The following is a 20,986-nucleotide window of genomic DNA, read 5'->3' on the forward strand; positions in this document are numbered from 1 at the left end:
CACTCCGGCGAACTGGCGGCACCCCGCAGCTGATGACCCGGAACAGCGTTCGGGCGGCCCCGCCGAAGCGGGACCGCCCGAGCACCGTAACCGGGATCAGTTCTGCGCGGCGGCCCCGTCGGTGGCCGGGTCGACCGGGGCGGCGTCCAGGCCGGAGAGCCAACCGGTGACGTCGCGGGCCACGTCCTGCGCGGTCAGCCCCAGGTCGGACAGGATCTGCGCGCGGGTGCCGTGCGGGTGCCAGTCGGCCGGTACGCCGAGGTCCCGCACCGGTACGCGGACGTCGACGTCCCGCATCGCCTGGGCCAGCGCGGAGCCCACACCGCCGACCCGGACGCCGTCCTCGACGGTGACCACGAGGCGGTGCGCGGCGGCCAGCTCGACCAGTTCGGCCGGGACCGGGCGGACCCAGCGCGGGTCGACCACGGTCACCCCGTAGCCCTGCTCGGCGACCCGGGTCGCGACCTCCATGCCGAGGCCGGCGAACGAGCCGACCGCGACCAGGAGCACGTCGGTACGCGCCGACTCGGCCAGCACGTCGACCGGGCCGACCCGGCGTACGGCCGGGAGGTCGGCGGCGACCGTGCCGGTCGGGAAGCGCAGGATGGTCGGGCCGTCGTCGACGGCGATCGCCTCGCGCAGCTCCTCGCGCAGCGTGACCGAGTCGCGGGGCGCGGCGATCCGCAGGCCGGGCACCACGCCGAAGACCGACATGTCCCAGATGCCGTAGTGGCTGGGCCCGTCCGGCCCGGTGATGCCGGCCCGGTCCAGCACGAACGTGACCGGCAGCTTGTGCATCGCCACGTCCAGCAGGACCTGGTCGAAGGCGCGGTTGAGGAACGTGGCGTAGACCGCGACCACCGGGTGCAGGCCGCCCATGGCCAGGCCGGCGGCGGAGGTGGCCGCGTGCTGCTCGGCGATGCCCACGTCGTAGACCCGCTCCGGATACTTGCGGGCCAGCGCCGCGATGCCGGTGGGCTCGGCCATGGCGGCGGTGATGCCGACCACGTCGGGGCGCTCGTCGGCGATGGTCACCAGCTCGTTGGCGAAGACGTGGGTCCACTTCACCGACGGCGCGGCGACCAACTGGCCGGTCTCCACGTCGAAGGCGCCGCCGGGGCCGTGCAGGCAGTCCGCCTCGTCGTCCTCGGCGGGACGGTAGCCGTAGCCCTTGCGGGTGACCGCGTGCACGATCACCGGGCCGCCGAAGTTCTTCGCCGCGCGCAGCGCCGCCTCGACCGCGGGCACGTCGTGGCCGTCGACCGGGCCGACGTACTTGATGCCGAGGTCCTCGAACATGGCCTGCGGGGCGACCGCGTCCTTGATGCCCTTCTTGACCGCGTGCAGCACCTCGTACATCGGCTTGCCGACGAACGGCGTGTTGCCCAGCGCGTCCTTGACGGTGTCGAGCACCTTCTCGTAGCCGGGGTTGAGCCGCAGCGACGACAGGTGGTCGGCGAGGCCGCCGATGGTCGGCGAGTAGGACCGGCCGTTGTCGTTGACCACGATGATCAGCGGGTTGCCGGCGGTGGCGATGTTGTTCAACGCCTCCCAGCACATGCCGCCGGTGAGCGCGCCGTCGCCGACCACGGCCACCACGGACCGCTTCTCGCCGCGCAGCGCGTACGCCTTGGCCAGGCCGTCGGCGTAGGACAGGGCGGTGGAGGCGTGCGAGTTCTCGATCAGGTCGTGCTCGCTCTCCGCCTGGCTGGGGTAGCCGGAGAGGCCACCGCGCTGGCGGAGCTTGTCGAAGCCCTCCTGCCGGCCGGTGAGGATCTTGTGTACGTACGACTGGTGGCCGGTGTCGAAGAGAAGTCGGTCGCGCGGGGAGTCGAACACCCGGTGCATGGCCAGCGTCAGCTCGACGACGCCCAGGTTGGGGCCGATGTGCCCGCCGGTGCGGGAGACCTTGGCGATCAGGAAGTCACGGATCTCGGCGCCGAGGATGTCCAGCTGTTCGGCGGTCATCCGCTTGACGTCCTGCGGTCCACGGACGGCGCCCAGCAGCCGACCGTGGTTGGCCGTGCCCTCTTCAACACTCATGACCGGAGAGTCTATCGGCCGCGCCACAGTCCGCAGCCGAGCCGTGGCTCAGGAGGCCACCACCAGCCGGCGCGGCGGCGCCGGTCGGGACGCACCGAACGGCGGGCCGGACGGCGTCCAGGACCCGAGCACGGCGGCCCGGGACGCGCCGGTCACCGACGGCACCGCGCCGGGCAGCCCGTGCCAGCTCAGCCAGCCCAGCAGCGCGAACGCGTACGCCTCCTTGGCCTGCGCGGGCACGCCCAGCTCGTCGGTGACGCGCAGCCGCCAGCGGCCCGCCCCGAGCGCGGCCAGCCGTGCCCGAAGTGTGGGATTACGCACTCCCCCGCCGGCGGCCACCACCTCGGTGACCCGGTGCCGGTCGCAGGCGTCGGCGACCGTACGGGCGGTCAGCTCGGTGAGCGTGGCCAGCACGTCGTCGGCGGCCACCGGCTCGCCCAGGCCGGCCAGCGCGGCGTCCAGGTAGCCGCCGTGGAACAACTCCTTACCGGTGGACTTCGGCGGCGGCGCGGCGTAGTAGGGCTCGGCGAGCAGCCGGGCCAGCAGCGCCCCGTGCACCCGGCCGGCCGCGGCCCGCGCCCCGTCGACGTCGCACGGCCGACCCAGGAACCGCCGGGCGGCGGCGTCCAGCAGCGCGTTGGCCGGGCCCACGTCGTACCCGAGGACCGGCGCCCGGGGCGCGACCACGGTGAGGTTCGCGATGCCGCCGAGGTTCAGCGCCGCCCGCACCCCGGCCTCCGGGTCGAGCAGCAGCGCGTCGAACGCCGGGACCAGCGGCGCGCCCTGCCCGCCGGCCGCCACGTCCGCCGAGCGCAGGTCATGCAGCACCGGTACGCCCACCCGCGCGGCCACCCGGGCCGGCGCGCCGAGCTGGAGCGTGCCGCGCACCCGGCCGCCCTCGACCCAGTGGAAGACGGTCTGCCCGTGCGACACGACCGCGTCGGCCGCGCCGCCGGCCAGCTCGACGCCGACGGCCGCCGCCTCGGCGAACACCTCGCCGAGCCGGTTGTCCAGCCGGCAGACCGCCTCGATCGTGGTGGCCGCGGGCGGCAGCAGCGCCTCGATCCGCTCCCGCAGGTCGTCCGGGTAGGCCAGCTCACGGTGCCCGAGCGGCCGCAGCCGCAGCGTGTCCCCGTCGAGGGTGAACTCGCCGGCCGCCACGTCCACCCCGTCGTACGACGTCCCCGACATCAACCCGACGATGCGCAAGGAAGGGCCCCCTTTCAACGGATCCGGTAGAGGAAGGGCCCCCGCTTAACGCGCCGGGGGCAGGAACAGGCCGACCAGCTCGACGTGCTGGGTCATCGGGAACAGGTCGAACCCGCGCAACTCGGTCAGCCGCCAGCCCGCCTCGGCGAAGGTGCGCACGTCCCGGGCGAACGCCGCCGGGTCACACGCCACGTACGCCACCGCGCGCGGGCCGGCGGCCACCACGCCGCGCACCACCGCCGCGCCCGCGCCCGAGCGCGGCGGGTCGAGCACCACCAGGTCGACCGGGCCGGTGATCCGGCGGCGGGACAGCGCGGCCTCCACCCGGGCCGCGACCACCTCGACGGCGGACAGGTCGGCCAGGTTGGTCCGGGCCGCGGCCACCCCGTCCGGGGCCGACTCGACCACGGTCACCCGGGCCCCGCCGACCCGGCCGGCGAGCGCGGCGGCGAACAGCCCGGCCCCGCCGTACAGGTCCCACGCCGTCTCGCCGGGCCGCGGGTCGAGCAGGTCGACCACGGCGCCGACCAGCGCGTCCGCCGCGGCCGGGTGCACCTGCCAGAAACCGGACGCGGGCAGCGTGAACGACCGCCCGGCCGCCGTCTCCCGGACCCGCTCCGGCCCGCGCACGGCGGTGGCCACCCCGTCGGCGTACGCGACCACGGCGACGTCCCCGCCGCTGCTGGCGACCGTCTCCACCGCGTCGGCGTCCGGCCAGCGGGCCCCGGTGACCGGGAGCACCGGCAGCTCCTGGATCGCCGGGTGGGCGATCAGGCAGCGGTCGATCGGCACCACCTCGTGCGAGCGGTGCTTGAGCAGCCCGGCGCGGCCGGCGGCGTCGACCGCGTAGCGGACCCGGGAGCGCCAGCCCAGCGACCCGCCGGGCAGCGCCTCGACCCGGACCCCGAGCGCGTCCACCTCGGCGTCGGTGAGCCCACCCAGCCGGGTGAGCTGCTCGCGCACCACGGCGGCCTTCCAGTCGAGCTGGGCGGCCGGGGCGACGTGCTGGAGGTCGCAGCCGCCGCACGCGCCCGGCCGGGCGTACGGGCAGGGCGGGGTGACCCGGTCCGGCGAGGCGGTGCGGACCTCCACCGCGTCGGCGCGGGCGAAACCCCGGTGCAGCTCGGTCACCTCGGCCAGCACCCGCTCGCCTGGTAGCGCGTGCCGGACGAAGACCACCTGGCCGCCGACCCGGGCCACGCAGTGCCCGCCCGGGGCGACCGCGTCGACGGTCAGCTCGACCCGCTCGGCCTCCTCCAGCCCGGGGCGCGGATCCGCGGTCATGGCCGCCCCTCCGACTCGCCCGACGGCGTGGTGCTGACCGGCGGCGGCAGGGTGCTCTGCGGCGCCACCCGGGGGCCGCGGGCCGGACCCCGGCTGAGCATGGCGTCGAGGCGGTCCAGGTTCTTGCTGGCGGTGGACGCGAGCTGCCAGGGCACGCTTGTCACCATCACGCCCGGCTCGAAGAGCAGCCGGCCCTTGAGCCGCAACGCGCTCTGGTTGTGCAGCAGGTTCTCCCACCAGCGGCCCACCACGTACTCCGGGATGAAGACGGTGACCACGTCGCGGGGTGACTCGCGGCGGACCGAGGCGACGAAGTTGAGGATCGGCCGGGTGATCTCCCGGTACGGGGAGTCGATCACGGTCAGCGGCACCGGCAGCTCGCGCCGCTCCCAGTCGGCCTGCAGGTCCCGGGTGTCCTTCTCGTCCACGTTGACGGTCACCGCGGTGAGCGTGTCCGGCCGGGTGGCCCGGGCGTAGGCGACCGCCCGCAGGGTGGGCTTGTGCAGCTTGCTGACCAGCACGATGGCGTGGTTGCGGGCGGGCAGCACGGCCCGCTGCTCGGTCGGCTCCAGCTCGGCGGCGATCCGGTCGTAGTGGCGGCGGATGCCGAGCATGACCACGTACATCACCGCCATGGCGACGATCGCGATCCAGGCGCCGAGCAGGAACTTGGTGGCCAGCACGATGATCAGCACCACGCCGGTCATGACCATGCCGAACCCGTTGATCGCCCGGGAGCGCACCATCCGCCGCCGCGCCTGGAGGTCCCGCTCGTTGCGCAGGTGGCGGTTCCAGTGCCGGATCATGCCGGCCTGGGAGAGCGTGAACGAGACGAACACGCCGACGATGTAGAGCTGGATCAGCCGGGTCACCTCGGCCTGGAAGCCGACGATCAGCACCACCGCGGAGACGGCGAGGAAGACGATGCCGTTGGAGAACGCCAGCCGGTCGCCCCGGGTGTGCAGCTGGCGGGGCAGGTAGCGGTCCTGCGCCAGGATCGAGCCGAGCACCGGGAAGCCGTTGAACGCGGTGTTCGCGGCCAGGAACAGGATCAGCGCGGTCATCCCGGCCACCACGTAGAGCAGCACCGAGCCGCTGCCGAACACGGTCTCGCCGAGCTGCGCGGTGACCGTCTTCTGCACGTATCCGTCCGGGCCGGAGACGATCTGGCTCGGGCTCTCGACGAACTGCAGGCCGGTCCGGCGGGCCAGCGCGATGATGCCGACAAGCATGGCGACCGCGATGCCGCCGAGCAGCAGCAGCGTGGTCGCCGCGTTCTTCGACTTCGGCGTCTTGAACGCGGGTACGCCGTTGGAGATCGCCTCGACGCCGGTGAGCGCGGCGCAACCCGAGGAGAACGTGCGCAGCAGCAGGAAGACCAGCGCGAACCCGGTCACGCTGTGCTCGGCGTGGATCTCCAGCCCGGCGCTGGGCGCGCGCAGGTCCTCACCGAGCACGAAGATCCGCACGAACCCGGTCAGCAGCATGCCGACGATGACGATGACGAAGCCGTAGGTGGGGATGGCGAACGCGGTGCCCGACTCGCGCAGGCCGCGCAGGTTGATCGCGGTGAGCAGGACCACCGCGCTGACCGCGACGAGCACCTTGTGGGTGGCCACGAACGGCACCACCGAGCCGAGGTTCGCCACCCCGGAGGAGACCGACACCGCCACGGTGAGCACGTAGTCGACAAGCAGCGCGCTGGCCACCGCGAGGCCGGCCCGCGGACCCAGGTTGACGGTCGCCACCTCGTAGTCGCCGCCGCCGGAGGGGTAGGCGTGCACGTTCTGTCGGTAGCTCGCCACCACGGTCAGCATCACCACGACGACGGCGAGGGCGATCCACGGCGAGAAGAGGAACGCCGAGGCGCCGGCGATGGAGAGCGTCAGCAGGATCTCGTCCGGGGCGTACGCCACCGACGAGAGCGCGTCGGAGGCGAAGACCGGCAGGGCGATGCGCTTCGGCAGCAGGGTGTGCTGGAGACGGTCGGACCGGAACGGTCGACCGAGGAGGAGTCGCTTCAGCAGCGAGGTGGGGCTGGCCACAACCGACAAGCGTACGGCCACCCGGCGCGGGACGCCGGGGTGGCTGATCACTGTCGCGCGCGCACGCACGGTACGGTCGGTGCCCCGTCGGGGGCGGGGACGTGGCAGGCTCGCAGAGGACGGGTCGGCGGGCGGCACCGTGGGAGGAGCGGACACCGTGCATGTCGTGATCATGGGCTGCGGCCGGGTCGGGTCGACCCTGGCCCACAGCCTGGAGTCCCGGGGGCACTCGGTGGCGGTGATCGACCAGGACGCGGACGCGTTCCGCCGGCTCGGGCCCGACTTCGCGGGCATCACGGTCACCGGCGCGGGCTTCGACGGCGAGGTGCTGCGCGAGGCCGGCATCGAGCGGGCCGACGCGTTCGCCGCGGTCTCCAGCGGCGACAACTCCAACATCATCTCCGCCCGGCTGGCCCGCGAGACGTTCGGCGTGTCCCGGGTCGCGGCCCGGATCTACGACCAGCGACGGGCGCAGGTCTACGAGCGCCTCGGCATCCCGACCGTGGCGACCGTCCGGTGGACCGCCGACCGGATGCTGCGCCATCTGGTCCCCGAGGGGAACGTGGAGATCTTCCGGGACCTGACCAGCACCGTGTCGATCGTCGAGGTGCCGGTGCACAAGGACTGGATCGGCCGCCCGCTGCGGCAGCTCGAGGAGTCCGCCGGCGCCCGGGTCGCCTACCTCACCCGGTTCGGGATCGGCACCCTGCCCACCGCCTCCACCGTGGTGCAGGAGGGCGACCAGGTCTTCATGCTGGTGACCGACGACATCGCCGCCTCGGTCACCTCGGTGGCGGCGGCGCCGCCGGAAGGGGGGCACTGAGCCATGCGGATCGCCATCGCCGGCGCCGGCAACGTGGGCCGCTCGATCGCCCAGGAGCTGATCGACAACGGCCATCAGGTGATGCTGATCGAGCGTCAGCCCAAGATGCTGCGGCCCGACCGGGTGCCGACCGCCGACTGGGTGCTGGCCGACGCCTGCGAGCTGGCCAGCCTCGAGGAGGCCGACGTGGCAGGCTGCGACGTGGTGGTCGCGGCCACCGGCGACGACAAGGTCAACCTGGTGGTCTCGCTGCTGGCCAAGACCGAGTTCGCGGTGCCCCGGGTGGTGGCCCGGGTCAACCGGGCGGAGAACGAGTGGCTCTTCACCGAGCAGTGGGGCGTGGACGTCGCGGTCAGCAAGCCGCGGGTGATGGCGGCGCTGGTCGAGGAGGCGGTAACCGTCGGCGACCTGGTCCGGCTGATGACGTTCCGGCAGGGCGAGGCCAACCTGGTCGAGATCACCCTGCCGCCGACCGCGCCCTACGTCGGGCAGCCGATCCACACGGTGCCGATCCCCCGGGACGCGGCACTGGTGGCGATCCTGCGTGGCAAGCGGGTGCTGGTGCCCACCCCGGACGACCCGATCGAGGCCGGCGACGAGCTGGTGTTCGTCTGCACGGCCGAGGTGGAGGACGAGGTGCGCGCGGTGATCCTCGGCCCGGAGAGCGGCGGACGGCAGCGCGAGCGCACCTGAGGCCGGCCGGGGTCAGGCCCCCGGCAGCGGGGTGGCGGTGGCGCCCTCCCGGGTCACCCGGCGCACCACCCAGACCGTGATCAGCAGCAGCAGCGCGTACGGCGGGTAGCCCAGGGCCAGCCGGGCCACGCCGAGCGCGGTGTCCTGGTGGGCCAGGTAGAGCCCGGCCTGCACGCCGACCTTGGCCAGCCACACCACGCCCCAGAGCACGGTGAGCTGGGTGAACGTGCGCACCAACCGGGGGTCGTCGCGCCACTCGGAGCGGCCCTTGGCGACCAGCACCGACCAGATCCAGCCGACCAGCGGCTGCCGGATCACGGCCGAGAGCAGCAGCGCCAGGCCGTAGCCGATGCCGTAGAGGATGCCGGGCAGGTAGAAGTCGCGCTCGTTGCCCGTGCGCCAGGCGATGGCCGCGCCGACGCCGACGCCGAACAGCCCGTTGACCGCGTGCCGCACCGGCTTGCGCTGGACCAGCCGCAGCGCGGCGATCAGCAGCGCCACCGCGATGGAGGCGATCACCGCGGGCCGCAGCTCGCCCACCACGTTGGCGATCACGAAGACCACCACCGGGATGCTCGACTCGACCAGGCCGCGCCAACCGCCGAGCTGGTCGGCCATCTGCTCGGCGATGCTGGGCAGCCGCTCCTCGTCCTGCGGGTCGAGGCCCGACGGGGTGTGCTGCTGTCCGGTCGTCACTTCGGCGGCTCCAGCTCGTAGTACGGGTTGTAGATCACCTTGCGGTCGTCCCGCACCGCCACCCGGCCGCGGGCGGTGAGATGCCGGCCCGGCTCGATCCCGGCGATGTGCCGCCGGCCCAGCCAGACCAGGGTGACCACGTCGTTGCCGTCGTAGAGGTCCGCCTCCAGCGTGGGCAGGTTGGTGCGCGGCGTGTAGACCACGGTGCGCAGCCGCCCGGCCACCGAGACGACCTGGCCCCGGTTGCACTGGTGGGTCGGGGTGCCGCCGGACTCGGCGCTCTCCCGGCGCAGCTCCTGCGCCTCGATCTCGGCCTCGCTCGCGGTGAGCCGTTGCAGGATCCGCCGCAGCGACACCCGGCCCTGGTCGGTCTTCATGACCTCCGCGTCACCCTCTCCACCGGCGGGGCTCCGCGGGTGGCGGAACCGTCCCGCCAGCGTACGCCGCTCCGGCCCGCCGGCGGCACCGCCGGGCCACCCGGGGCGGACACGCCGCGGGCCCGGTTCCGTCGGCTCGTGGGCCGACGGAACCGGGCCCGGCACGTGACTCAGACCTCCTGCGAACCGGCGGCCTGCTGCTCGGCGGCCTGCTGCTCGGCGACCTCGCGGGGCAGTCGCAGCGGCAGCGGCTCACGCACCGGCTTGGCCTCCTGGCCACGGTCCACCACCAGGCCGTCCAGGCAGGCCGCGAGCGGGCCGGCGGCGGCCGGGTCGGTGGCGGCCCGGCCCTGGAACACGCCGCGCACCATCCAGCGCGGCCCGTCGATGCCGACGAAGCGCAGGTCGGTCACGCCCTCCGGGGTGCGCACCCGGGCGCGCAGCTCGGGGCCGCGCTCGCCCTCGACCTCCTCGGCGGTGGCGCCGTCGTTCGCCAGCGAGGTGCGGATCTCCTCGCGCACCTCGCTCCAGATGCCGTCCGAACGGGGCGCGGCGAAGACACCGAGCTGCAGCGCGTTCTGCCCGTGCACCAGCACCACCTGCTGGATCACACCCTGCGGGTCGGCCTGCACCCGCACCTCCACGTCCGGCACCGCCGGGATCTGGAGGCTGCCCAGGTCGAGCCGGGGCTCGTCGGGCGCCTCGCTGACGTCGTACGGGCCGCGGGCCGGCGCCGTCGAGGTTTCCTCGGCGGCCAGCGCGTCGTTGTCACGCGCCTGTCGCGCCTCGTCGGCCCGCTTCCGGGAGAAGATCACTGCGTCCACCCTCCGCTGTTCGCACTCACCCTGCCACCTCTTCGTTCTGCCCGCCGGCCGGAGCCGGAACCAGCCCGGCGTGCCCGCCGGTGGACCCGTGGCCGCCGGCGCCGCGCCGCGACCCGGGCAGCTCGGCCACCGGCCGGAACTCGACCCGGGCGACCCGCTGGACGACGAGCTGCGCGATCCGGTCACCCCGGCTGATCTTCGCCGCCATGTCCCGATCATGGTTGATCAGGTTGACCAGGATCTCACCCCGGTAGCCGGCGTCGACCGTACCGGGCGCATTCAGCACCGTCACGCCGAGCCTGGCCGCCAGCCCCGATCGGGGGTGGACCAGCCCGACGTACCCCTCGGGCAGCGCCACCGCCACGCCGGTGGGCACCAGGGCGCGGCCGCCGGGCGGCAGCTCCACGTCCGCGGCGGCCACCAGGTCCGCGCCGGCGTCGCCGGGATGGGCGTACGCCGGCAGCGGCAGCTCCGGGTCGAGCTGCCGTACGGGCACGGGCACGACATCTGTCACGGTCATCCTCTTCCGTCCGGTCCTCGCGGGGTGACCCTGCCATCCTGCCGGTTGGCCGGCCGGTCGCGCGCCGTACCCTCGCAGTGTGCGTCAGTCGTCATCTCCGGCCGCCCCGACGGCCACCCCCGCGCCCTACGCGGAGCGTCTGGGGCTGCCCTGGTGGGCCTGGCCCGCAGGGCTGGCCGTGGCCGGGCTGCTCGCCGCCGAGCTGTGGCTGGGCGCGACCGGCTTCCGGGCCTGGCTGCCGTTCGTGCTGCTGATCCCCGCCACGGTGGCCGCCCTGGCCTGGCTGGGCCGGATCCGGCTGGCCGTACGCGACGGCGAGTTGCTGGTCGACGACGCCCGCCTGCCGGTGCGCCACGTCGCGGACGCGGTGCCGCTGGACGCGGCCGGCCGGCGCGAGGTGCTCGGCGTCGGCGCCGACCCGCTCGCCTTCGTGGTGCAGCGCCCGTGGATCGGCGGCGCGGTCCAGGTGGTGCTGGACGACCCGGCCGACCCCACCCCGTTCTGGGTGGTCAGCACCCGGCACCCGGTGGAGCTGGCGGCCGCCCTGCTGGCCGCCCGCGACGCCGCCTGACCCGCCCGTCCACCCAGCACCCACCACCACGCGCCCCGGCCCGCCTGTGGACCGGCGTGGCCCGGTCTGGCCCGGCCCTGCCGTGGACCGGCGTGACCCGACCCGGGATGGCCCGGTCTGGCATGGCCCGGTCTGGCGTGGCCCGGCATGGCCTGGTCTGGCATGGCCCGGTCTGGCGGGCCCGTCTGGCCCAGCCCCGCCCGGGTCTGGCCCGGCCCGGCCGATGATCGACTCCGTTACGGCGAAGTGGCGGCTTCAACGCCCGACGGATACCGCCACCTCCCCGATCTGGCGGCAGCACAGCCGGCCCGACGGGCGGTGCGGTGAACGGCCTAGCGTGCCGGCGCGACGGGCGGCGCGGTGAACGGCCGGTGCCGACGTCAGGTCGGCTTGCCGGGCAGGCCGCGGGCGACGTGCCGGAGGTCCTTGCGGAGCTGCTCGCCCAACACCCGGGTGGCCCGGCGGTTGAGGTAGCCGGCCACGGCGGCGCCGGTCAGGAACGGCCCGAGCGTGGTGAGGTTGCGGCCGAAGCGGCGCAGCAGGCTGTCCCGCAGTTCCCGGCGGGCGGCGGTGCCCAGCACGGCGCTCACCCCGACGCCGGGCATCATCGGGTTGATCCCCCGCTGGCCGGCCCAGGACTGCACCAGCGCCACCGTGCGCGCGGTCCCACCGGTGGGCAGCGGCATCCGGTGGAGTTCGTGCAGCTCCCCGATCAGCTTCAGCTCGATCGCCACCACGGCTACCGTCTCGGCGGCCAGCAGGACCGGCGCGGACAGCAGGGTGGGCGTCACCGCCCACTCGACCGCGGCGACCCCGCCGCCGGCCGCGCCGATCCCGGCGGTGGCCCGGGACGCGTTGCGGACCAGCCGGTCGGCGAGCGCGTCGTCGTCCAGACCGGGGAAGTGCCGCCGCAGCGTGGCCAGATCGCGGACCGGCACGTGCGGCGCGACGTCGGCGACGGTGTCCGTCATCCAGCGCAGCGCCGCCCTGGGCTTGAACAGGTCGGTGAGGCCGCGGGCACGGGCCTGGCCGACCAGCCGTACCAGCAGTTGCCGGCGGCGGGCCGGCGCGATGTCGTCGGCGGTCAGCGCGGCGACCGTGGCGCCCAGCTCATCGCCGGCCCCGGCGTCCGTGCCGGCCAGGTCGCGACCAGCGTCCGCGCCGGACCGGTCCTGGCCCAGGTTCGCGCCGGACCGATCGGTGGCCGGCTCCGGGGCGGACGGTGTCGGTCCCGTGCCCGGGACCGGCGTCCGGCCGGTCCCGCCGGCCCGCTCGCTGCGCTCGCTCACCCGTCCGCCCTCCTGCTCCGCGCGGCGTGGCAGCCGCCCGTACGAGTCAAGCAGCTTCCCGCCACCGGCGCACGGCGGCTCGAACAGCGGCGGCCTCGTCGAGGAGGCCGCCGCCGGTGTCCCGGCTGAAGGATCAGACGCACTCGCGGCAGATCAGGTCGCCGTTGCGCTCGACCGCCAGCTGGCTTCGGTGGTGGACCAGGAAGCAGCGGGCGCACCGGAACTCGTCCTGCTGCATCGGGAGCACCTTGACGGTGAGTTCCTCGTCGGCCAGGTCGGCGCCGGGCAGCTCGAAGCTCTCGGCCACTTCGGCCTCGTCCACGTCCACGGCGCCCGACTGTGAGTCGACCCGCCGGGCCTTGAGCTCTTCGAGGCTGTCCTCGCCGAGGTCGACCTCGTCTCGACGCGGGGCGTCGTAGTCGGTGGCCATCGGTTTCACTCTCCAATATCGATATGGTCGCTGCCGGTTGTAACGCCGGACGACGCCGTTTCGGTTCCCCTGGCCGGCCACCATCTGTGTCGGGCACCCGACCCGACGACCGTTGGGTCGGGCTCGCCGGAGCGGAACCCCCCGGCGAGCGCGGAACCTTACCCCCCCTTTGGGCGAGGCATGTATACCGCCCTCGCGGGAGAGATGTACGCCCCTGCGCCCGAAGTTGTTCCCAATGTGACTCAGGCGACACGAAGATAGGGGTAGTCCTACCCGTTCCCTCAGTGGCGCGCCGGCATGTCGGACTGTTTCCACGCGGGAGCCGGACAAGGGTTAACCTCAGCGGCGTACTCCGACGGTCGACAGACGCGGCCCGACCGCGGCGGCCGCCGCCACCCAATCACTGTCCGGGGAGCGCCCAGGATGAGTTTTGCGCGAGTGCGGGCACTCGTTGTCGTCGGACTGCTGGCGGTCATCGCCCTGGTCTTCGTGGTCGTCGCCGTGGTCCGCGACAGCCAGAGCAAGGCCGGCACCGCCGCCGGTTGTCCGGACGGCTGGCCGCTGGTCGACCTGAGGCTACGCGAGCAGAAGGACGTGAAGATCAACGTCTACAACGCCACCGACGAGGCCGGCCGGGCCGGCAGCGTCGCGGACGACTTCCGCAACCGGAAGTTCCAGGTCAAGAAGGTCGGCAACGAGAAGAAAGCGGTCGACGGCGTGGCGGTGCTGCGCTTCGGCCCCAAGGGCGTCGGCTCGGCCCACCTGCTGCGGGCCTACTTCCTCAACGACGCCGAGCAGGCGTTCCAGCCCGACCGCAAGGACGACACGGTCGACGTGGTCCTCGGCAACGGCTTCCAGCAGCTGGCCACCACCACCGAGGTGAACCAGTCGCTCGGCGACCTGGGCGCGCCGGAGGCACCGGCGCAGACGTGCCCGATGCCGATCGACAAGTGACCGGCGGGCCGGCTACCCGGCCCCGACGACCAGGGTGGTCTCCGCGATCCGGGAGGCCGCCCTGTCGCTGTCGCCCGTCCGGGGCCGGCGTCACGGGCCGCCGGAGGCGTCCAGGTCGGTGAGGCGGCTGTGCAGCGGCCCGTGCAGCGCCGGTGGCGCGGCGAGCACCAGGTCCGGCCCGGCCGGCCGGCCGGACACCCCGGTCACCAGCAGCCCGGCCTCCCGGGCCACCAGCCCGCCCGCGGCGAGGTCCCAGGCGGCCAGCCCCTTCTCGTAGTAGGCGTCCACCCGCCCCTCGGCGGCCAGGCAGAGGTCGAGCGCGGCCGCGCCCATCCGGCGGATGTCCCGCACGTGCGGAATCAACTCGGCGACCACCCGGGCCTGGTGGGACCGGCGGCCGGCGTCGTAGCCGAACCCGGTGGCGACCAGCGCCTGCCCGAGATCGGTCTCGGCCGAGCAGCGCAGCCGCCGGCCGTCCCGCCAGGCCCCGCCGCCCGCGGTCGCGGTCCACTCCTCGCCGGTGAACACGTTGCGGACCACCCCGGCGACCACCTCGCCGGCCACCTCCGCGGCGAGCGAGACCGCGCAGTAGGGCAGCCCGTACAGGTAGTTGACGGTGCCGTCGATCGGATCGACCACCCAGCGCACGCCGTCCGGCGTGGCCGGGCCGGTCGCCCCGGCGCCGTACTCCTCCCCCAGCACCGCGTCACCGGGCCGCCGGTCCCGTAGCGCGGCCAGCACCTGCCGCTCCACCGCCCGGTCGGCGGCGGTGACCACGTCCGTCGCCGTGCTCTTGGTCGCGGCCACCGACACGCCCTCGGATCGCATCCGGTGGGCGGTGGCGGCGGCGTCCCGCGCCACCTCGACGGCGATCGTGAGCAGTTCCCGCGGCGAGGGCGCCGAGGTGATCATGTTCGTCCCCTTCCCGCACGATCGGGACCGCCCGGTTCGTGCGTGGGTATCATCCTTACAAAGTCCACATCTGCGCCGAATTGGCGGTCCCGGCCGCGGTTACGCCGTGCGGCGCGGGATGATCGCCGCAGACGGCGTTACAATTCACCCTGCCCACGCGCCACGGACCGCCAACGACCGGACGGACCGGGACACGGGGGTCCTCAAAGACTCGCCCGGCACGGCCGTTCGTGCTGCGCCGGACGACCCGGCCGTGCTCGCTCTTCGCCTCCGGAAGGTCATTCGTGACAGAACCCCGCCAGACCGGCGCCGACGTTCGCTCGCTCACCGACACCCTGATCGCCCACGCGCAGAGCGCCGGCGGTCAGCTCACGTCGGCCCAGCTCGCGCGCACCGTCGAGTCCGCTGAGGTGACTCCGGCCCAGGCCAAGAAGATCCTCCGCGCGCTCTCCGAGGCGGGCGTGACGGTGGTGGTGGACGGCTCCGCCAGCACCCGGCGCCGGGTCGCCGCGGCCCGGTCCGCCACCCCGGCTTCCCGGGCCACCACCGCCAAGACCACCAAGCAGGCCGCCGCGCCCGCCCCGACGCAGGCCCCCGCCGCCGAGGAGTCCCCCGCCCCGGCCCCGCGGAAGGCGACGGCCCGCAAGGCCGCCGGCACCACCGCCGAGGTGGCCGCCAAGGCCGCCGCCCCGGCGAAGGCCACCAAGGCGACCCGGGCCACCAAGGCCACCGTGGCCGCCAAGACGGCCGCGGCCAAGCCGGGGAAGGCCGCCGAGGGTGAGGTCGACCCGGAGACGCTGGCCGCCGAGATCGAGGACGTGGTGGTCGAGGAGCCGGTCGAGCTGGCCCAGGCCGCCGCGGCCGACGCGGCGAGCTCCGCCACCGACGGCGACTTCGAGTGGGACGACGAGGAGTCCGAGGCGCTCAAGCAGGCGCGTCGCGACGCCGAGCTGACCGCCTCGGCGGACTCGGTCCGGGCCTACCTCAAGCAGATCGGCAAGGTCCCGCTGCTCAACGCCGAGCAGGAGGTCGAGCTCGCCAAGCGGATCGAGGCCGGCCTCTACGCCGCCGAGCGGCTGCGCGCCGCCGACGAGGGCGAGGAGAAGCTGGTCCGCGACATGCAGCGCGACCTGCTGTGGATCTCCCGGGACGGCGAGCGGGCCAAGAACCACCTGCTGGAGGCGAACCTGCGGCTGGTGGTCTCGCTGGCCAAGCGCTACACCGGGCGGGGCATGGCCTTCCTCGACCTGATCCAGGAGGGCAACCTCGGCCTGATCCGCGCCGTCGAGAAGTTCGACTACACCAAGGGCTACAAGTTCTCCACGTACGCCACCTGGTGGATCCGCCAGGCCATCACCCGCGCCATGGCCGACCAGGCCCGCACCATCCGCATCCCGGTGCACATGGTCGAGGTGATCAACAAGCTCGGCCGGATCCAGCGCGAGCTGCTCCAGGACCTGGGCCGCGAGCCCACCCCGGAGGAGCTGGCCAAGGAGATGGACATCACACCGGAGAAGGTGCTGGAGATCCAGCAGTACGCCCGGGAGCCCATCTCGCTCGACCAGACCATCGGCGACGAGGGCGACAGTCAGCTCGGCGATTTCATCGAGGACTCCGAGGCCGTCGTGGCGGTCGACGCGGTGTCGTTCTCGCTGCTGCAGGATCAGCTCCAGCAGGTCCTGCAGACGTTGTCCGAGCGTGAGGCGGGTGTGGTGCGCCTGCGCTTCGGCCTCACCGACGGCCAGCCGCGCACCCTGGACGAGATCGGCCAGGTGTACGGCGTGACCCGGGAGCGCATCCGACAGATCGAGTCCAAGACCATGTCCAAGTTGCGGCACCCCTCGCGTTCCCAGGTGCTCCGCGACTACCTGGACTGACCACACACGTCAACCAGACGTGTCGGTTTGATCACCAGCCGTAGAACACTGATCGGTGATCGATCGGTTGCACGTTTGTGATCGTTGACGTGGCACCCTTGGTGCACGGCACACTGTCTTCCACGCCAGGTGTGACCTCGGTCCCCCGCGGGCACACAGGGAAGGCAGGGCCCGAGATGGGTGTTGCACGATAGGTGAGCAACGACCGACGAGTGTGTTCATCGGTGACGACCAGAGGAGGAAGGCGATGACCCCGACCCTCACGCCGCCGCCCGAGACGGTGAGCCCCCCGGCCGCCGATGAACGGTGCGACCGCTGTAATGCTGCCGGCAAGCTCCGGATCACCCTGTCGGGTGGGAGCGAGCTGGTGTTCTGTGGGCACCACGCGAACAAGTACGCGGAGGATCTCGTGAAGATCACCGTGCGGTACGCGACGGACCCGGAGTTCAGCTGGCGGGGCACCGATCTGATGGCGAACTGAGCCGAAAACAATCCGCAACGCGACATAACCGACCGGAGACCGCCAGACGGCGCCTCCGGTCGGTTTTTCGTGCCCTACAGCGTCTGCACGGTGGCGATGCGCTCTTCCAGCTGCTCGATCGTCGCCTGGGCGCTGGGCGGGCCGCCACAGATCCGGCGCAGCTCGGCATGGATCTTGCCGTGCGGCTGGCCGGTGTGGTGGTGCCGGGCGGCCACCAGAGCGTTCAGCTGCCGCCGTAGGGCCACCCGACGCTGGGCGGCACTCAGCGGAGGGGGCGCCGCCACGGAGGCGGCAGCGGCCGGCTCAGCGGTCCGTTGGGCCGCCCGGCGCTTCTGCGCGGCGAGCTGATCGGCCTGCCGCTTGGTCAGCAGCAGGGAGACCTGGTCGGCGGTGAGCAGACCGGGCAGCCCGAGATATTCCTCCTCCTCCGGCGTGCCGGCCTGGGCGGCGGTGCCGAACGACGCGCCGTCGAAGATCACCTGGTCCAGCTCGGCGGTGGCGGAGAGCGCGGCGAAGCGCTTCTCCAACTCGCCGCTGGCGCCGTCGTCGCGCTGGGCACGCTCCAGCAGGTCGTCGTCGAAGCCCTCGCGGTCCTTGGGCTTGCCGAGCACGTGGTCCCGCTCGATCTCCATCTCGCTGGCCAGCCCGAGCAGGTGCGGCACGCTGGGCAGGAAGACCGAGGCGGTCTCGCCGGCACGGCGGGCCCGGACGAACCGCCCGATCGCCTGCGCGAAGTAGAGCGCGGTGCTGGCGCTGGTCGCGTACACCCCGACGGCCAGTCGCGGGATGTCCACGCCCTCGGACACCATCCGCACCGCGACCAGCCAGCGCTGCTCGGACGCCGCGAACGTCGCGATCCGCGCGGACGCGCCCTGGTCGTCGGAGAGCACCACGGCGGCCTTCTCGCCGGTCACCTGCTCCAGCAGCTTGGCGTACGCACGGGCCACCTGCTGGTCGCTGGCGATGACCAGGCCGCCCGCGTCGGGCATGCCGTTGGCCCGCAGCACGCTCAGCCGGGCGTCGGCGGCGCGCAGCACCTGCGGCATCCAGTCGCCGGCCGGGTCCAGCGCGGTCCGCCACGCCTGCGCGATCAGGTCCTGCGTCATCGGCTCGCCCAGCCGGGCGGCCAGCTCGTCGCCGGCGTTGGTGCGCCACCGGGTCTCCCCGGAGTAGGCCAGGAACAGCACCGGCCGGACCACGCCGTCGCGCAACGCGTCGGAGTAGCCGTAGACGGAGTCGGCGCGGGAGCGCAGCAACCCGTCGGAGCCCCGCTCGTAGCTGACGAACGGGATCGGGTTGTCGTCGGACCGGAACGGCGTGCCGGTGAGCATCAGCCGGCGTACCGCGGGCTCGAACGCCGCCTTGACGCCGTCGCCCCAGGTGCGGGCGTCGCCGGCGTGGTGGATCTCGTCGAGGATGACCAGGGTCCGCCGGGTCATGGTGCGCCGCCGGTGCACCTGCGGCGCCATGCCGACCTGGGCGTAGGTGACCACCGCGCCGTGGAAGTCGGCGGCGGAGTGCAGGTCGGCGTTGCGGAACGCGGCGTCGAGCTGGATGCCGACCCGGGCCGCGGCCTGCGCCCACTGGGTCTTCAGGTGCTCCGTCGGCGCGACCACGGTGACCGCCTCGACGGTGCCGTCACCGAGCAGCTCGGCGGCGATCCGCAGGGCGAACGTGGTCTTCCCGGCGCCGGGCGTGGCGACCGCGGTGAAGTCCTCGGCCCGGCGACGCAGGTATTCCACCATCGCCTTGCGTTGCCAGGAACGCAGGGGCGGGAACGTGTCGAGCGCCGGCAACCGCGGTGGCACGCGTAGCTCCTCTCCCCATGAAAACGCCCTCGCGCATCCGGTGCCGCGAAGGCCGACTCAGCATAACCAGCGGGGGCGTTCCGCCCCACTCGACGCCACGCTGGTCACATCCGCGCCGTCGGCACCGGGGCGGACCAGCGCCGGCGCAGCGAGATCAGGCGCAGCCCGAAGACGAAGACGGCGGCGCCGGTCAGCGGCACGGTGGTGGCCCGTCCGTACGTCGACAGCACCGTCACCGCGATCGAGCCGGCGAGCGCGGCCACCGCGTAGATCTCCCGGCGCAGCACCACCGGGATCTCGCCGGTGAGCAGGTCCCGACCGAGCCCGCCGCCGATCGCGGTGAGCATGCCGATCATGCAGGCGCCGACCGCGGGCACGTGGGCGTCGAGCGCCTTGAGTGTGCCGGTGACGGTGAACAGCGCCAGCCCGGCCGCGTCGAGCACCAGCACCGTGGTGCGCAGTCGGGAGAACTGGGGGTGCAGCCGGAACACGGCGGCGGCGGTGACGGCGGCGGTGACCGCGTACCGCCAGTCGGCGAACGCCAGCGGGGGCACCTCGTCGATGACCAGGTCGCGGAAGATGCCGCCGCCGAGGGCGGCGACCACGCCGACGAGGACCACCCCGAACAGATCGAGCCGTTTGGCGACCGCCGCGGAGGCGCCGGAGGCGGCGAAGACCGCCACGCCGGTCAGGTCGGCGAGAAGCAGGGGGGTGGAGGTGGTCACCGCCGCAGGTTACGTGGGCGGGCGGCGGAGCCGCCCGCGATCACTCGCGCCATGACTCGTAGATCTCCTTGCACTTCGGACAGACCGGCGAACCGGGCTTGGCGGCCTTGGTCACCGGGAAGGTCTCCCCGCACAGCGCGATGACGTACGTGCCCATGACCGCGCTCTCGGCGATCTTGTCCTTACGCACGTAGTGGAACATCTCGGGGCCGGTGTCGGCGTCCTTCTGCTCCGGGCGTTCGAGAATCTCAGTGCTCACGTCCCACCTCCGGCTTTTCAGTTTCGCAGGCCGGCCGGGTCGGGTCCACCACAGCCCTGCCGGCGGGCGGCCCGTAACGTAACGGAAGTGACCAACTTTCGCATCAGCCTCGGTGGTGAGGTGGCCGACGCCCTCCGGGACGGCCGTCCGGTCGTCGCGCTGGAGAGCACCATCGTCTCGCACGGCCTCCCCCGACCGGACAACCTGCGCGTGGCGCGGCAGATCGAGCAGGCGGTCCGGGACGCGGGCGCGGTGCCGGCCACCATCGGCATGGTCGCCGGTGACCTGCGGGTGGGGCTGGACGACGCCCAGCTGACCCGGCTCGCCACGGTCGACGGCGTGAGCAAGCTCTCGGTCCGCGACCTGGCCCCGGCGGCGGCCACCGGCGCGGACGGGGCCACCACGGTCGCGGCCACCAGCGCGGCGGCGGCAGCGGCCGGGATCGGGGTGTTCGCCACCGGCGGGCTCGGCGGGGTGCACCGGGAGGCGGCGCAGACGTTCGACGAGTCGGCCGACCTGGTCACGCTGGCCCGTACCCCGATCGCGGTCGTCTGCGCCGGGGTGAAGTCGATCCTCGACGTCGGGGCCACCCTGGAGCGGCTGGAGACGCTGGGGGTGAGCGTGGTGGGCTACCGGACCCGCCGGTTCCCCGGCTTCTATCTCACCGACGCCGGCTTCGACCTGGACTGGTCGGTGGACTCGCCGGAGCGGGTGGCCGACGTGCTGGCCGCCCGGGCCGCGCAGGGCGTGCACCGGGGCGGGCTGATCGTGGCCAACCCGCTGCCGTCTGACGAGCAGCTCGATCCGGCGCTGCACGACCGCACCCTCGCCGACGGGTTGGCCGCGCTGGCGCGGGAGGGCATCACCGGCAAGGCGGTGACCCCGTTCCTGCTGGCCCACTTCCACGCCGCCACCGAGGGCGCCAGCCTGGCGGTGAACGTCCGGATCATCCTGCGCAACGCCGACCTGGCGGCGCGGATCGCGGTCGCCGCGGCGGGCCGACGCGCCGCCGGCACGGCATGAGCGAACGCACCGAGCGCAGCGAGGGCCGTGAGCGCATGCCCAGCCAGCACGGCATGAGCGAACGCACCGAGCGCAGCGAGGGCCGTGAGCGCATGCCCAGCCAGCACGGCATGAGCGAACGCACCGAGCGCAGCGAGGGCCGA

At 73.7% G+C, this 20,986-nt stretch carries 21 protein-coding genes; 7 read left to right on the forward strand and 14 right to left on the reverse strand.

Features of this window, described 5'->3' with window-relative positions:
- Positions 1–96 precede the first annotated feature (96 nt).
- Genes dxs through ACGFI2_RS21370 form a run of 4 tightly spaced genes read right to left on the reverse strand, consistent with a single transcriptional unit; the run spans position 97 to position 6,581 of the window.
- Positions 97–2,043: a 1-deoxy-D-xylulose-5-phosphate synthase gene (gene dxs / locus ACGFI2_RS21355; protein WP_393519711.1), complete on the reverse strand. Its 1,947-nt coding sequence runs from the start codon at positions 2,041–2,043 to the stop codon at positions 97–99.
- A gap of 48 nt (positions 2,044–2,091) precedes the next feature.
- Positions 2,092–3,270: an anhydro-N-acetylmuramic acid kinase gene (locus tag ACGFI2_RS21360; RefSeq protein ID WP_393519714.1), complete on the reverse strand. Its 1,179-nt coding sequence runs from the start codon at positions 3,268–3,270 to the stop codon at positions 2,092–2,094.
- A 27-nt stretch (positions 3,271–3,297) separates the two neighbouring features.
- Positions 3,298–4,536, reverse strand: coding sequence for a class I SAM-dependent RNA methyltransferase (locus tag ACGFI2_RS21365; RefSeq protein WP_393519717.1), 1,239 nt, complete (start codon positions 4,534–4,536; stop codon positions 3,298–3,300).
- A complete protein-coding gene (locus ACGFI2_RS21370; protein ID WP_393519720.1) occupies positions 4,533–6,581 on the reverse strand; it encodes an APC family permease in 2,049 nt (682 codons plus the stop codon). Before ACGFI2_RS21370 ends, ACGFI2_RS21365 begins: the two co-directional genes overlap by 4 nt.
- Positions 6,582–6,738: 157 nt before the next feature.
- Here ACGFI2_RS21370 and ACGFI2_RS21375 point away from each other — a divergent pair, with 157 nt between their 5' ends.
- Positions 6,739–7,404: a TrkA family potassium uptake protein gene (locus ACGFI2_RS21375; RefSeq protein WP_269693111.1), complete on the forward strand. Its 666-nt coding sequence runs from the start codon at positions 6,739–6,741 to the stop codon at positions 7,402–7,404.
- 3 nt (positions 7,405–7,407) lie between these two features.
- On the forward strand, positions 7,408–8,097 hold the full coding sequence (locus ACGFI2_RS21380) for a potassium channel family protein (protein WP_393519724.1): 690 nt from the start codon (positions 7,408–7,410) through the stop codon (positions 8,095–8,097).
- A 12-nt stretch (positions 8,098–8,109) separates the two neighbouring features.
- Here the strand turns inward: ACGFI2_RS21380 and ACGFI2_RS21385 are convergent, their stop codons facing one another.
- The 4 genes from ACGFI2_RS21385 to dut form a co-directional block, all read right to left on the reverse strand.
- A complete protein-coding gene (locus ACGFI2_RS21385; protein WP_393519727.1) occupies positions 8,110–8,793 on the reverse strand; it encodes a DUF3159 domain-containing protein in 684 nt (227 codons plus the stop codon).
- On the reverse strand, positions 8,790–9,170 hold the full coding sequence (locus ACGFI2_RS21390) for an OB-fold nucleic acid binding domain-containing protein (protein ID WP_393519730.1): 381 nt from the start codon (positions 9,168–9,170) through the stop codon (positions 8,790–8,792). The genes ACGFI2_RS21385 and ACGFI2_RS21390 overlap by 4 nt, the downstream gene beginning before the upstream one ends.
- 170 nt (positions 9,171–9,340) lie before the next feature.
- Positions 9,341–9,985: a DUF3710 domain-containing protein gene (locus ACGFI2_RS21395; protein ID WP_393519733.1), complete on the reverse strand. Its 645-nt coding sequence runs from the start codon at positions 9,983–9,985 to the stop codon at positions 9,341–9,343.
- 25 nt (positions 9,986–10,010) lie between these two features.
- Entirely contained in the window at positions 10,011–10,508 is a 498-nt protein-coding gene (gene dut, locus ACGFI2_RS21400) for a dUTP diphosphatase (RefSeq protein WP_393519736.1), read from the reverse strand.
- An 85-nt stretch (positions 10,509–10,593) separates the two neighbouring features.
- On the opposite strand from dut, the gene ACGFI2_RS21405 reads away from it, so the two are divergent.
- Positions 10,594–11,085, forward strand: a complete 492-nt coding sequence (locus ACGFI2_RS21405; RefSeq protein ID WP_393519739.1) for a DUF3093 domain-containing protein — start codon at positions 10,594–10,596, stop codon at positions 11,083–11,085.
- Between the two features lie 380 nt (positions 11,086–11,465).
- Here the strand turns inward: ACGFI2_RS21405 and ACGFI2_RS21410 are convergent, their stop codons facing one another.
- Positions 11,466–12,227, reverse strand: coding sequence for a hypothetical protein (locus tag ACGFI2_RS21410; RefSeq protein ID WP_393519869.1), 762 nt, complete (start codon positions 12,225–12,227; stop codon positions 11,466–11,468).
- A gap of 280 nt (positions 12,228–12,507) precedes the next feature.
- Complete coding sequence (locus ACGFI2_RS21415) at positions 12,508–12,804, reverse strand: DUF4193 domain-containing protein (RefSeq protein ID WP_013284790.1); 297 nt, start codon at positions 12,802–12,804, stop codon at positions 12,508–12,510.
- 438 nt (positions 12,805–13,242) lie between these two features.
- Here ACGFI2_RS21415 and ACGFI2_RS21420 point away from each other — a divergent pair, with 438 nt between their 5' ends.
- Entirely contained in the window at positions 13,243–13,758 is a 516-nt protein-coding gene (locus ACGFI2_RS21420) for a LytR C-terminal domain-containing protein (RefSeq protein WP_393519872.1), read from the forward strand.
- A gap of 90 nt (positions 13,759–13,848) precedes the next feature.
- Here ACGFI2_RS21420 and ACGFI2_RS21425 read toward each other — a convergent pair whose 3' ends face one another.
- A complete protein-coding gene (locus ACGFI2_RS21425; RefSeq protein WP_393519741.1) occupies positions 13,849–14,670 on the reverse strand; it encodes an inositol monophosphatase family protein in 822 nt (273 codons plus the stop codon).
- Between the two features lie 284 nt (positions 14,671–14,954).
- On the opposite strand from ACGFI2_RS21425, the gene ACGFI2_RS21430 reads away from it, so the two are divergent.
- The gene (locus tag ACGFI2_RS21430; RefSeq protein WP_393519744.1) at positions 14,955–16,547 is read left to right on the forward strand and encodes an RNA polymerase sigma factor; all 1,593 of its coding nucleotides are present in this window, start codon (positions 14,955–14,957) and stop codon (positions 16,545–16,547) included.
- Between the two features lie 247 nt (positions 16,548–16,794).
- The gene (locus tag ACGFI2_RS21435; protein ID WP_091070720.1) at positions 16,795–17,028 is read left to right on the forward strand and encodes a hypothetical protein; all 234 of its coding nucleotides are present in this window, start codon (positions 16,795–16,797) and stop codon (positions 17,026–17,028) included.
- 74 nt (positions 17,029–17,102) lie between these two features.
- On the opposite strand, the gene ACGFI2_RS21440 is transcribed toward ACGFI2_RS21435, so the two are convergent.
- From ACGFI2_RS21440 to ACGFI2_RS21450, 3 genes are all read right to left on the reverse strand, one after another.
- Positions 17,103–18,836, reverse strand: a complete 1,734-nt coding sequence (locus tag ACGFI2_RS21440; RefSeq protein WP_393519749.1) for a DEAD/DEAH box helicase — start codon at positions 18,834–18,836, stop codon at positions 17,103–17,105.
- Between the two features lie 104 nt (positions 18,837–18,940).
- Positions 18,941–19,561 carry a trimeric intracellular cation channel family protein gene (locus tag ACGFI2_RS21445; RefSeq protein WP_393519751.1) on the reverse strand — a complete coding sequence of 207 codons (621 nt, stop codon included), beginning with the start codon at positions 19,559–19,561 and terminating at the stop codon, positions 18,941–18,943.
- Between the two features lie 40 nt (positions 19,562–19,601).
- Positions 19,602–19,820: a DUF3039 domain-containing protein gene (locus ACGFI2_RS21450; RefSeq protein WP_393519754.1), complete on the reverse strand. Its 219-nt coding sequence runs from the start codon at positions 19,818–19,820 to the stop codon at positions 19,602–19,604.
- Between the two features lie 87 nt (positions 19,821–19,907).
- On the opposite strand from ACGFI2_RS21450, the gene ACGFI2_RS21455 reads away from it, so the two are divergent.
- On the forward strand, positions 19,908–20,843 hold the full coding sequence (locus tag ACGFI2_RS21455; RefSeq protein WP_393519757.1) for a pseudouridine-5'-phosphate glycosidase: 936 nt from the start codon (positions 19,908–19,910) through the stop codon (positions 20,841–20,843).
- Positions 20,844–20,986: the final 143 nt, after the last annotated feature.

The sequence above is a fragment of the Micromonospora sp. NPDC049282 genome (assembly GCF_043197045.1).
GTDB lineage: Bacteria > Actinomycetota > Actinomycetes > Mycobacteriales > Micromonosporaceae > Micromonospora.